This is a genomic window from Polaribacter sp. SA4-10, assembly GCF_002163835.1.
Lineage (GTDB): Bacteria > Bacteroidota > Bacteroidia > Flavobacteriales > Flavobacteriaceae > Polaribacter.
In genome coordinates this window covers 2,097,488-2,109,628 of sequence record NZ_CP019331.1, presented here as the reverse complement: position 1 = coordinate 2,109,628, position 12,141 = coordinate 2,097,488, and the positions used below count along the sequence as shown (strand labels likewise).

Genomic DNA, 12,141 nt, shown 5'->3' with positions numbered 1-12,141 from the left:
ATGAAAAGGGGTTTTTTATTAATTTTCTTGCTTACTTCAATACTCGTTTTTTCGCAAAAGAAAGCCTCAAAAAAGTTTGAAACGACTGTTAGCGAAATAGAAATTTCTACAGAAGGTTTAGATGATTTTGTTTTAGAAAATTCTGAATCTGAATTTTTAGAGATTTTTTTGTACGCAGAAAACCCTAATAAGCAACATATTGTTTTTGATGAAGAAAACAATATTGCCACTATTAAATTTAATATCCCAGAATTTAAAACTGATGAAAAAGTTTTTAGAAAATTTATAACCAAAAGATTAAATAGAGCAAGTGCTGTTGTAAAAATACCTAAGCATATAATTGTAACTATTTTTGGAGATGATATAAATATAGCGTCTAAAAGCTGTCAAAATAATCTTAGCGTTTTTATTGAAAAGGGAAATGTGAAATTAAATACAGTAAAAGAAAATACTGATGTAAAATTATATAGTGGTAATGTTTTTGCTACCTCAAATAATACAGCTATAGATGTAATTTCTACTATTGGTAGTATTCATGTTAATGGTGCTTTAGTAGCAAAATCATATCAAAAAAACGAAGAGAAAGCCACTAAAAAACTTACTATAAATACAATAAAAGCTAATATTTTCTTAACAACCCAAAAAACACAATAATAGTGTTATTTTTGTGAACACAAATTTTAAAAAAATGTCAAAAAAGAATCTTGCAATTCTTACCATATTAGTAGCAATTATTTTAGATCAGGTAATAAAAATCTATGTAAAAACACATTTTGTTCTAGGAGAAGAAGTAAAAGTTTTTGACTGGTTTATTATCCATTTTACAGAAAACAACGGAATGGCAATGGGCTTTGAGTTTGGCGGTAAAGGAGGAAAACTTTTTTTAACTGTCTTTAGATTAGTTGCTGTTTCTGGTATTATTTATTGGCTAGCTCAGAATATAAAAAGAAAAGTACACAATGCTGTAATTATTGCAATTTCTCTTATTTTTTCTGGCGCAGTTGGTAATATTATAGATTCTGTTTTTTATGGTGTTATTTTTGATTCTTCAGATCACAAAGTAGCAAAGCTTTTTGCAGAAAAACCTTACGGAGAATTATTACACGGAAAAGTAGTTGATATGTTTTATTTTCCTTTTTGGAATGGAAATTTACCAGATTGGTTTCCTTTTGTAGGTGGAGAACCTTTTACTTTTTTTCAATATATTTTTAATCCTGCAGATGCTTTTATTAGTGTTGGTGTTGCGTTGCTTTTTATTTTTAGCAAACAAGCTTTTCCTAAAGAAGAAAAACCAACCGAAAAATAATCTTTTACTATCTTTAGAGAACCTTTAAAAGGTAGTTATGCGTTTTCTAAAATATATTTATTGTTTTCTTAGTCCGGTTTTATTACCAATTTTTGATATGAAAAGAATTTACAAGAAGAAATACAAGTAGTTTGTTTTAGAAGGCATTTTTTCTTAAGGTTATAATTATACAGATTCTAAAAAAGATTTTTACAATTATCTTTCTTTTGATAAAAAAGCCATAGTTACAGTATATGCAAAGGTTGAGGTTGGTTATAATTTGTCTGAACTAGAAATTTAAATAGATTCTGTTGGCAAGAAAATCATTACCAATAAAATGCCTACTCAAGAAGGTGCTTTTTCTTATGATGATATAAAATATTTCGATTTACAACAAAGTCTGTTTAATGTTTTTCTAAAGAAGAATTATCTAAAATATATCAATTATCTGCAGTTTACAATTGGCAAGTTTTAAATACTAGGAATTCTAATTTTCTTACTAATTTAAAGAAGTGTTTTTGTTAATAAAAAAAGACTATCAAAAATTAATTTGACAGTCTTTTAATAAGTATTCCTAATTCTCGTTTCTTAAAACCCAGTTCCTGGTGCCTCTGGAGAAGCCGCTTGTGCTTTTTGTGGACTCAGTATTAGATAGGTTCCTAATGCAGTTAAAGCTGCATATTTACCATAGTTTCCTATCTTTTTAATTGCTTGTTTACGCGTAATTTCTTGAGGAATATCTTGAGTATTTTTTGTGTTTTTCATACTATTTTGTCTTAAAATTATCGTTATTATTCTAATACTATTTTCTTACTTAATTTCCCTTTACCAGTCTTAATTTTGACAACATAAACACCTGTGGCTAATTTTGGTAAAGAAATATCTTTTACTCCATTAGATTGAAAAGAGGTGTTTAATACCTGTTTTCCTAAAAGGTTAAATAAAGTAACATTGGTTTTAGTATTATTTTGCAAGCCGGCAATTCTTAAAGTACTCGCATCGGTTTTAAAGACACTAACATTTTCTAAAGAAATATCTTTTACATCTAAAGAACTTTTAGAGGTATGTATATAAAATCTTCCAATTCCGTTTAAAGCTTCAGTTGTAGTAATTTTATAAGTACTATTTGCTTCATCTAAACGTATAAAGGTATTTGTTACGCTATCTTCTAAAAATATTTTTAGATCAGAAGTAAAGTTTAAAGCATTTAAAGAGAATGTAAGTTCTTCATTAGCATTTGCGTTCACTCCCACAGGAACAATCATTATTTCTAAATCTGTATTTGGTAATGCTTGTGTTTCAAAAGCAACTTCTTGATGTCCTTCAATTAATTGTGTAAAGACACTTAAGTCAGAAGCAACACCTTTAAACACTCCTATATCAAATCTTGGATCTAATCCAATAGTTTTTCCATCTAAATAATTAATTGTAGCTTCTTTAGAAGAAGCTCCATTAGAAAGTGTCAAATTAATTGTTGGGTTATTAGTTCTATAGAAAGAACCTGTATTATGACTCTGCATAGCTTCTGTAATAGAAGCAGTGCCAGAAGCTACATTAGAATTAATGAAAAATGCTTGCCCTGGATGAATATACCCTGTTGTTAAGTTGGTGTATGTAGCACCATTCCAAACATAGACTGCTTGATGAGTTGGAGTCATATTGGCAGTATTAGCAGTAATAAAAGCAGCAATATCTAAATAAGATGGATAAGGGTTTCCTAAAAGGTTATCATTTTTATCATTTTGAGAAATAGCAGGAGAAACAGCCGTCGTTGGGAAGGTTCCTGTAAAACTATAGTTACCAGTACTTGTTCTTTTATTAGAATATCCAATACCAGCATTAAAGTTAGCAGCGGCAGCACTAGCTTGGAAATATCTCCAATGTTGCGTTGTTGCATCTGGTGTTCCATTATCATAAGTAGAAATACCTCTATTTGTTCCTGTTACTGAACCTGAAGCAATAGCGTTGGCAGTAATCCAAGCATCATCATAAGTTTCTCCAACAACTGGCGAAGCTACTAAATGCCAGTTGGTATCAGGTATTGCTAAATTATAGGTAACATCACCAATCACTGTAGATTGAGCAATCATTGAAGCTCCAGAATTAATTGTTAAACTATTAAATGTTAAAGCAGAGCCAGCTGTAGGGTAGTTTGTTAACCCACTTGGTATTGTAATTATAGTGGAACTTACGGGAACTGAATTTGCAGACCAGTTTGATGAAGTATCCCAATTATTATCTGTAGATCCATGCCATGTATTGTTAATAACATATATTAGATCGTCTAGAAAAAAATTGATATCAACAGCATTTATTCTAATTTCATCTATGTTATTAAAATTAGGATTGCTAGATAGTGTTATTGTACCATTAAAAGTTATAAGTGCTGCACCGCCTACTGCAGCACCATCTTTATAAGCTGTAATAGTGCCATCTTCACTACCAAATCCAGCATCTTGTAAATAAATGCTTCTTAGTTGAAATTTAGAATTGTCTATTTTTTCAATCTTATATTCTGTAATATCCCCGACATCCGCATTATTATCATATAAAGCAGGAGAACCACCTGGATTCTGATTGGTATCATACTGAATTTAATCATTATTAGGACTATTTATTGTAAATCTAAATCCTGCAATGTCAACCGTTTTTCCAATTGTTTGATTGTCGAAATAAGGTAGATCATTAAAATCAATACTTACTTGTGAATGTGTTAATAAAGGGGAAAAAAGTGTTATAAATATTATTTTTTTAAAAAAGGAATTTTGTTTCATAATTATTGGCAGATTTTGGGTTAATTCGGTTGTAAATGTAGGCAATTGTTAACCTAAATTCTGTTTTTTTGAAAAGAAAAAAACAATGTTTTATGGTCAGATTTTACTGATGGAAATCATAAATTTTTTAATGCTTAGAGCATTAAAAAAAATGTTTTTTACAAGCGAAATTAGTTTCTTGCAGGGTAAGTTCCACTAAGACAAATAATATAATTCATTGCTAAATAAGGTTGACGATTTTCAACTGATTGACTACCACCAGTATTGCCTACTGTAACATCAATTGCGTTGGCATTCATCTCTACATCTGAAGTAGCACCATAAGAAAGTACATCTTCAAGGTTTCCTCTATTGATAGTGTATATACTAGAAGCAAAATAATTTCCAGCTGGTTCCTTTGTAGTAGCATTAGAATTAGATGCCTTAATTACACCAGCTGCGTCATGGCTATGAGCTGGTAACTGAGCAGTGCTTAATCTGTTTGTTTCCGTCCCTCCTTGTTGTCCTTCTCTATATTGAGATAACCCTGGCCCGGTTCCTTGGCCTACAGCAACTCTACCTTGCAGATCTGGCAATGCAAAAGTAGTTCTACCATCTCCACCATATGTGGTTCCTAGGATAGAGTACAGCGCCTGGTTGTTACTAATCGCTATTATCTGACCATTACAAATAGCCCATCCTCTTGGAGTAAAATTTCCTGCAAATAATCTAACTTCACCCAAAAACCCCTCCTGTGCTTGTCCATCAAAATTTGACATCGCACAAATAACAAAGAGCATTAAAATTTTCATTTTTTGTTTCATCATAATATTTTTTTTTGTTTATTTTTCATAACTACTAATGTTAGAATTCAAATCTAACGCTAATAAATATTTTAAAATCAAGTATAAATACTTGTTGTTATACGTATAAATACCTGTTTTTAATTAATGCTTTTTTAGATATTTAGTGTCATAAATATGCACTCTACCACCCCTAAATTTGTTTATCTTCTTTAGATTGGTTACTGTTTCTGGTATTATTTATTGGCTAGCTCAGCATATAAAAAGAATAGTACACAATGCTGTAATTATTGCAATTTCTCTTATTTTTTCTGGCGCAGTTGGTACTATTATAGATGCTATTTTTTATGGTGTTATTTTTGATTATTCAGATCACAAAGTAGCAACGCTTTTTGCAGAAAAACCTTACGGAGAATTATTACACAGAAAAGTAGTTGCTATGTTTTATTTTCCTTTTTGGCATGGAAATTTACCAGATTGATTTCCTTTTGTAGGTGGATAACCTTTTACTTTTTTTCAATATATTTTTAACCCTGCAGATGCTTTTATTAGTGTTGTTGTTGCGTTGCTTTTTATTTTTAGCAAACAAGCTTTTCCTAAAGAAGAAAAATAATTTTTTATTATCTTTAGAGAACATTTAAAAGAGTGTTCTGCGTTTTCTAAAATATATTGTTGTTTTCTTAGTTGGATTTTTAGCCAGTAACAGGGCATATAAATATTGCTATACCAATATACGCTCTAACACTTGGTATGTCTTCTTTTAAAACATGTACTAAAATAGATTTAGGAATATTAAATGCGCTATAGTCATTTATATTTGTTTTAAGTAGATTCAGTTTCTCTCCGTTCTTTAGCCCAATTTTTAGCTGTTTTGCTTTATTGAGTGTTTAAAAAAAAGTGTATTTTCGTTGTATGTCCACACCCTTAGAACTTCAAGTAAAAACGTTACCAAATGAACCTGGTGTTTACCAGTATTTTGATAAAAATGAGGTAATTATTTATATAGGTAAAGCAAAAAACTTAAAGAAAAGGGTTTCCTCTTATTTCTCAAAAACACATGACAATGGCAAAACCAAAGTTTTAGTAACAAAAATTGTAAGTATAAAACACATTGTTGTAGAAACAGAAACAGATGCTTTATTATTAGAAAACAACCTTATAAAAAAACACAGGCCTCGGTATAATATTTTATTAAAAGATGATAAAACGTATCCTTGGATTTGTATAAAAAAAGAACGTTTTCCTAGAATTTTTATGACACGTAGGGTTATAAAAGATGGCTCAGAGTATTTTGGGCCTTATACAAGTATAAAAACAGTAAGAGTTCTGTTAGATTTAATTAAAGAAGTTTACCCGTTAAGAACTTGTAATTATGATTTGAGTGCGCAAAATATTAGTGAAGGAAAATATAAAGTGTGTTTAGAATATCATTTAAAAAACTGTAAAGGAGCTTGTGAAGCCTTAGAAACCGAGGGTCATTATAACAATGCCATTGTAGAAATTAGGAATATTATTAAGGGAAATTTTAAAGAAAGTTTAGAGAGGTTTAATGAAATGATGCTAGATTTTGCAGCAAATATGGAGTTTGAAGAAGCGCAAAAAATTAAAGAAAAATTACAGCTTTTAAGTAATTACCAATCAAAATCTACTATTATAAACCCATCTATAAACAATGTGGATGTATTTTCTGTTATTTCTGATGAAACGCACGGTTATGTAAATTTTCTTAAAATTTCAAATGGTTCAATTATTCAATCCCATACAACTGAAGTCAAGAAAAAACTGGATGAAACAGACAAAGAAATTTTAGAATTATTTATTGTTGAAATCAGGCAACGATTTAATTCAATTTCACCAGAAATTTATGTTCCTTTTAAAGTGAATTTAGGAGAGAATGTTAAAGTTATTGTGCCTAAGTTGGGTGATAAAAAGCGGATTGTAGAGCTCTCTGAAAGAAATGCAAAGTATTACAGAATGGAGCAATTTAAGCAAGTACAAATTGTTGATCCAGACAGGCATGTAAAAAGAATTATGGCGCAAATGAAGAAGGATTTGCGTTTGCATGTAGAACCAAGACATATAGAATGTTTTGATAATTCTAATATTCAAGGAACACACCCTGTTGCTGCTTGTGTTGTTTTTAAAGACGGTAAACCAAGTAAAAAAGACTACAGACACTATAATATTAAAACTGTTGAAGGGCCAGATGATTTTGCATCTATGGAAGAGGTTGTTTATAGAAGATATAAAAGACTGTTAGAAGAAGATGAGCCTCTACCACAATTAATTATTGTTGATGGTGGAAAAGGACAGTTATCTTCTGGCTTAAAAGCCTTAGATGATCTAGGATTGCGAGGAAAAATTGCAATTATTGGAATAGCAAAAAGATTGGAAGAAATTTATTACCCAGGAGATCCAATACCAATGTATTTAGATAAAAAGTCTGAAACTTTAAAGATTACGCAATATTTAAGAAATGAAGCGCACAGATTTGGAATCACTTTTCATAGAAATAAACGTAGTAAAAGTGCAATACAATCTGAATTAGAACAAATTACGGATGTAGGTACCCAAACTATTACCACTTTATTACGTAAATTTAAGTCGGCTAAACGCGTAAAAGAAGCCTCTTTTGAAGATTTAAAATCAGAAATTGGTACCGCTAGAGCTTTAAAAGTGTTCAACTATTATCACCCAAAAAAACAATGAAAATAAAAATATTTTTTTTACTACTTTTTTTACCACTTTTTCTTTTTTCTCAAGAAAAACAACCAAAAATTGGTTTAGTTTTAAGTGGAGGAGGCGCAAAAGGGTTTGCTCATGTTGGTGTTTTAAAAGAAATTGACAAAGCCGGTATTCAATTAGATTATATTGGTGGTACAAGTATGGGCGCAATCATTGGGGGTTTGTATGCTGCGGGTTATTCTGGGGATCAGTTAGAGAAAATTATTATTGAAACAGATTTTATATCAATGATAAGAGATAAGCTACCAAGAAGTTCAGAGACCTTTTTTGAAAGAGAATTTGGTGAAAACACAGCAATTTCACTTCCCGTTAAAAATACCGCTATTGGTTTGCCAAGAGCAGTTTCTAAAGGACAAAATGTATTAAATTTTTTATTAGAATTATTAGAGCCTGTAGCAGAAATTGAAGATTTTGGTAAACTACCAACTCCCTTTTTCTGTATTGCAACAGATGTAGAAAACGGAGGCGTTGTTTTACTAGAAAAAGGTTCACTTCCATTAGCTTTAAGAGCAAGCGGTTCTTTTCCTACACTATTAAACCCTGTTATTTTAGATGATAAATTACTTGTAGATGGCGGAATTGCTAACAATTTTCCTGTAAGTATTATGAAATCTAAAGGAATTGATATTGTAATTGGTGTAGATGTAGAAGGAAAACTGTATCAGAAAGAAAAACTAAACTCTGTTGTTTCTATAATGAATCAGATTGTTAGTTATCAAATGTATGATGTAACCAAAAAAGAGAAAAAAAAGTTAGATGTTTATATTCATCCAGACATCACAGATTATAATGTTGTAGCCTTTGATAAAAAAAATAAAATTTTACAAATTGGAATAGAAGAGGCAGCAAAATTTAGTGCTATTTTTAAAGAAATTGCACTAAAGCAAAAATATAAAAAGAAGAGATCGCTTATAGGATTTATTAATAAAGAACACCTTATTTCTGAAATAGATATTAAGGGATTTAAAAATTATACGAGGGCTTTTGTTTTAGGTAAATTAAAAATTAGAGAAGGAGACAGTCTTTCTAGTAAAGAAATTACAAAAAAGATTTATTTATTATCTGCTACAAAAAATTATGATAGAATAGAATATTCTTTTATAAAGAAGAAAGATAATTCTTACAAATTAAGTTTTCTTTTAAAGGAATCTAATGAAAATGCAAATTTAAATTTAGGTGTTCATTATGATTTATTATACAAATCTGGTGTTTTGGCAAACTACAGTCAAAAGCATTTATTAGTAAATAATGATTTGTTTTCTTTAGATATGATCCTGGGAGACAATTTAAGATATAATCTAAATTATTTTGTAGATAATGGTTTTTATATAAGTTATGGTTTAAGGTCTAGGTATAATCATTTTAGAGCAAATTCAAAATTCAACCCCATAGTTTCTTCGTTTCCAAATATTAGTAATATCAATTTAAAATACACAGATATAACAAATCAATTTTTTATACAAACTACTTTTGATAGAAAGTTTGCCATAGGTTTGGGGCTAGAACATAAACATGTAAAAGCTACAACGGAAACAATTTTATCTAATAATGAAGAAACAATTTTTGATAATAGTAATTATTTTAATGCTTTTGGGTATTTAAAGTTAGATACTTATGATGATAGAAATTTTCCTACAAAAGGATATTTTGCAGATTTAAATGCAAAATGGTATATAGCATCTTCTGATCATAACAATGATTTTAAACCTTTTTTACAAGGAAAAGGAACCTTAGGGTTCGCAACAACATTTTGGGGTAAATTAACTTTTCAAAATACAAACGAAGCAGGGTTTGTATTCAATGATGCTAATTCAGATGTTTTTGATTTTTATTTAGGAGGTTATAATAAAAACTACATAAATACTTTTATTTCTTTTTATGGTTATGATTTTGCAGAATTGTCTGACAACTCTTTTTTTAAATCTGAATTTAATTTAAAGTATCATTTATCAGGAAATCATTACACTACTTTTATTGCCAATTATGGAAGATTAGATGATAATGTTTTTAGAGATATTGATGTATTTAAAAACATAAAATCTGGATATGCAATTGGGTATAGTTTTAATGGTTTTTTAGGACCTGTAGAATTAAAATATAGTTGGTCTCCAGACAATAATCAAAATTATTGGTTATTTAATTTAGGGTTTTGGTTTTAAATAAAATAGCATAGTAAAAACAAAAAACCATGAAAGCTAATTCATGGTTTTTTTAATAAAATTATTGTGTTTGTGTTATTTATTTTCTTTTGTAACACTAATCGTTGCAGGCTCAATTGAACTATCAAAAGAGTTATGATACTCTTCTAAAAGATTCATAGTTGCATCAACTAAATCTTTTGTTTCTAAAAGTAAACCAAAGTGCAAAGTTGTGTTTTTTGGACTTGATTCTTCTGAACGAGTGCGCTCAATTTGTTTTTCGATTTTTTCATTTAACAAATTATAAACCACTTTCTTTTCATTTAAGATAACGCCAATTTCTTCAAATGATTCCGATTTAAATGCTTTTTCAATATCAGTAAATAAAACTTCAAGCTTATCTACAATCTCTTTAAGCTCTTTAATTTGACCTGGTTTTAATTGCTTATGGTTGTTATTAATGTGTCTGTAACTTATTTTAGAGATATATTCTAAAGATTGAGACATGTCTTGTAAGGATCCTAAAATATTAATGTAAAAGCCACTTGCTTGTAAACTAGATGCATCAAGATTTTTAATAAAATAAGTGATATTATCTCTTAAATCATCAATTTCATCTGAAAGTTTTACAACTTGATTTTTACTCTTTTTAAGGATTGATATTTCTTGTTTTGCTAAACCTTCTATAGTATTAGAATAAATTTTATTAGTACGTTTAACTACTTTAGAAATGTTTTTTGCACTTTCATGAATAACACCTTGAACAGAGCTACCTTCCGCTTCACTTAAACTATCTTCATCTACAGTTTTTGTTGATTTTGTTTTATGAGATTTGTAGTTTCTATATAATAAAATTACAGTTAATAAAAGTAAAATTGGTATGATAACACTTGGGTTAAAGTTAATTAAGAAGACAACAATTCCTGCTGCAATAAAAGCTCCTATTGCAGTTCCAAACCAACCACCAATTACGTTTAAAACTCCAGCGACTCTATATACAGCACTTTCTCTTCCCCAAGCTCTATCAGCTAAAGAAGTTCCCATTGCCACCATAAAAGTAACGTAAGTAGTTGATAAAGGTAACTTCATAGAAGTTGCAATGGCAATTAAAACACCAGCCACCATTAAATTTACAGAAGCACGAATCATATCAAAAGCAGGAGCTTCAATACTTTGGTTCTTACTCATTGTAAAATTTGGTTTTTCAAAACTCTTCCCTAAGCGTTCGCTAATTGAAGAGGGTATAATAGCAGAAAAATAATTAGACAATTGTGAAGTAACTTTTACAACAGTTCTTGAAAGTTGATTAGGTTCAAATTTTTCATGCGTTTCACCTTGACGTGAAAGGCTTATTTCTGTTTCTGCAACTGTTTTTGCTTTTTTAGAAAACCATAGTGTAAGCACCATTATTGTTCCTGCAATAAATAGTAAAAAAGGTTCAGCAGGTACTTTTTTCTCTAAAACAGCCATAGACATCGTCGAATCCATTCCTCCAGCAATCCATGCTTCGTATGAATGATATGCTGCCATTGGTACACCAATAAAATTCACTAAATCATTTCCTGAAAATGCTAGCGCTAATCCAAAAGTTCCAACTGCAATAACTACAAGTAGCACCGTTTTTTTAGTTAGTTTCTCAAATATAAATGAAAACAAAGTCCAGAAGACAAAACTTCCTATAATAATATAGATTTCATTTCCATCTAATACACTTTTTAATTCTTTATAATATGGTGTTCCTTTTAAACCTTTAAGAAAGATGAAATAGGTAATTGCAGTTAATGCAACACCACCAAAAAGTACACCAAAATTATTTATTCTTTTTTCATAATTAAAAGTAAATATAAGTCTAGAAATCCATTGAACAAATGCACCAACAGAGAAAGCAATTACTACAGAAAGTAGAATTCCTGTTATAATTTCAATTGCTTTTGCCGTATTTATATAATTTCCTAAGTCTGCAAGAGTCTCCGTTTCTGAATGACTAATTTTTATTAAGGACATTACTACGGCAGCTCCTAATAAATTAAAAACAATTGAAACTGTCGTTGATGTTGGTAGACCTAGCGTATTAAAAAAATCTAGTAATAATATGTCTGTTATCATTACAGCCATAAAAATTAGCATGATTTCCCCAAACTCAAATTGAGCAGGAACAAAGATACCTTTTCTTGCAACTTCCATCATTCCACTTGAAAAAACAGCACCTATAAAGATACCTAAACTAGCAACGATCATAATAGTTCTAAGAGATAGCGCTTTAGATCCTATTGCAGAATTTAAAAAGTTAATTGCATCGTTACTTACACCTACAATTATATCAGCAACAGCTAATACAGTTATAGCAATTAAAATAAGTAAATAAATATTATCCATAATTTAAAATTTAGTTTTGCAAATTTACAACTAGAAAAAGT

The 12,141-nt window shown here is 29.6% G+C and carries 11 protein-coding genes; 6 read left to right on the top strand and 5 right to left on the bottom strand.

Going from position 1 to position 12,141, the window contains the following annotated elements:
- Together BTO04_RS09155 and BTO04_RS09150 are read left to right on the top strand one after the other, a co-directional pair.
- On the top strand, positions 1-654 hold the full coding sequence (locus BTO04_RS09155) for a hypothetical protein (RefSeq protein ID WP_087564203.1): 654 nt from the start codon (positions 1-3) through the stop codon (positions 652-654).
- A 34-nt stretch (positions 655-688) separates the two neighbouring features.
- Positions 689-1,306, top strand: a complete 618-nt coding sequence (locus BTO04_RS09150; protein ID WP_087564202.1) for a lipoprotein signal peptidase — start codon at positions 689-691, stop codon at positions 1,304-1,306.
- Between the two features lie 567 nt (positions 1,307-1,873).
- On the opposite strand, the gene BTO04_RS15350 is transcribed toward BTO04_RS09150, so the two are convergent.
- Together BTO04_RS15350 and BTO04_RS09145 are read right to left on the bottom strand one after the other, a co-directional pair.
- Positions 1,874-2,050 (bottom strand): hypothetical protein, encoded by a 177-nt coding sequence (locus BTO04_RS15350; protein ID WP_198342048.1) that lies wholly within the window; start codon positions 2,048-2,050, stop codon positions 1,874-1,876.
- Between the two features lie 26 nt (positions 2,051-2,076).
- Positions 2,077-3,375, bottom strand: a complete 1,299-nt coding sequence (locus BTO04_RS09145; protein WP_087564201.1) for a T9SS type A sorting domain-containing protein — start codon at positions 3,373-3,375, stop codon at positions 2,077-2,079.
- A 91-nt stretch (positions 3,376-3,466) separates the two neighbouring features.
- Here BTO04_RS09145 and BTO04_RS09140 point away from each other — a divergent pair, with 91 nt between their 5' ends.
- Positions 3,467-3,703 carry a hypothetical protein gene (locus BTO04_RS09140; protein WP_087564200.1) on the top strand — a complete coding sequence of 79 codons (237 nt, stop codon included), beginning with the start codon at positions 3,467-3,469 and terminating at the stop codon, positions 3,701-3,703.
- Between the two features lie 176 nt (positions 3,704-3,879).
- On the opposite strand, the gene BTO04_RS09135 is transcribed toward BTO04_RS09140, so the two are convergent.
- Both BTO04_RS09135 and BTO04_RS09130 read right to left on the bottom strand, forming a co-directional pair.
- A complete protein-coding gene (locus BTO04_RS09135; protein ID WP_087564199.1) occupies positions 3,880-4,059 on the bottom strand; it encodes a hypothetical protein in 180 nt (59 codons plus the stop codon).
- Between the two features lie 170 nt (positions 4,060-4,229).
- Complete coding sequence (locus BTO04_RS09130; RefSeq protein WP_232455881.1) at positions 4,230-4,865, bottom strand: phage tail protein; 636 nt, start codon at positions 4,863-4,865, stop codon at positions 4,230-4,232.
- A gap of 175 nt (positions 4,866-5,040) precedes the next feature.
- Between BTO04_RS09130 and BTO04_RS15535 the strand changes: the two genes are divergently transcribed.
- From BTO04_RS15535 to BTO04_RS09115, 3 genes are all read left to right on the top strand, one after another.
- Positions 5,041-5,322 carry a signal peptidase II gene (locus BTO04_RS15535; RefSeq protein WP_232455880.1) on the top strand — a complete coding sequence of 94 codons (282 nt, stop codon included), beginning with the start codon at positions 5,041-5,043 and terminating at the stop codon, positions 5,320-5,322.
- Positions 5,323-5,753: 431 nt separating this feature from the next.
- Positions 5,754-7,550 (top strand): excinuclease ABC subunit UvrC, encoded by a 1,797-nt coding sequence (gene uvrC / locus BTO04_RS09120; protein ID WP_087564198.1) that lies wholly within the window; start codon positions 5,754-5,756, stop codon positions 7,548-7,550.
- The gene (locus tag BTO04_RS09115) at positions 7,547-9,745 is read left to right on the top strand and encodes a patatin-like phospholipase family protein (protein WP_087564197.1); all 2,199 of its coding nucleotides are present in this window, start codon (positions 7,547-7,549) and stop codon (positions 9,743-9,745) included. Before uvrC ends, BTO04_RS09115 begins: the two co-directional genes overlap by 4 nt.
- Positions 9,746-9,820: 75 nt before the next feature.
- Here BTO04_RS09115 and BTO04_RS09110 read toward each other — a convergent pair whose 3' ends face one another.
- The gene (locus BTO04_RS09110; protein WP_087564196.1) at positions 9,821-12,100 is read right to left on the bottom strand and encodes an inorganic phosphate transporter; all 2,280 of its coding nucleotides are present in this window, start codon (positions 12,098-12,100) and stop codon (positions 9,821-9,823) included.
- Positions 12,101-12,141: the final 41 nt, after the last annotated feature.

Excerpts from the sequence above, each read along its gene's own strand:
- BTO04_RS09130 (WP_232455881.1), bottom strand. The coding sequence starts at position 4,865 with ATGATGAAACAAAAAATGAAAATTTTAATGCTCTTTGTTATTTGTGCG.
- uvrC (WP_087564198.1), top strand. The coding sequence starts at position 5,754 with ATGTCCACACCCTTAGAACTTCAAGTAAAAACGTTACCAAATGAACCT.
- BTO04_RS09110 (WP_087564196.1), bottom strand. The coding sequence starts at position 12,100 with ATGGATAATATTTATTTACTTATTTTAATTGCTATAACTGTATTAGCT.
- BTO04_RS09145 (WP_087564201.1), bottom strand. The coding sequence starts at position 3,375 with ATGATTGCTCAATCTACAGTGATTGGTGATGTTACCTATAATTTAGCA.
- BTO04_RS09135 (WP_087564199.1), bottom strand. The coding sequence starts at position 4,059 with ATGAAACAAAATTCCTTTTTTAAAAAAATAATATTTATAACACTTTTT.
- BTO04_RS09150 (WP_087564202.1), top strand. The coding sequence starts at position 689 with ATGTCAAAAAAGAATCTTGCAATTCTTACCATATTAGTAGCAATTATT.
- BTO04_RS15350 (WP_198342048.1), bottom strand. The coding sequence starts at position 2,050 with ATGAAAAACACAAAAAATACTCAAGATATTCCTCAAGAAATTACGCGT.
- BTO04_RS09115 (WP_087564197.1), top strand. The coding sequence starts at position 7,547 with ATGAAAATAAAAATATTTTTTTTACTACTTTTTTTACCACTTTTTCTT.
- BTO04_RS09155 (WP_087564203.1), top strand. The coding sequence starts at position 1 with ATGAAAAGGGGTTTTTTATTAATTTTCTTGCTTACTTCAATACTCGTT.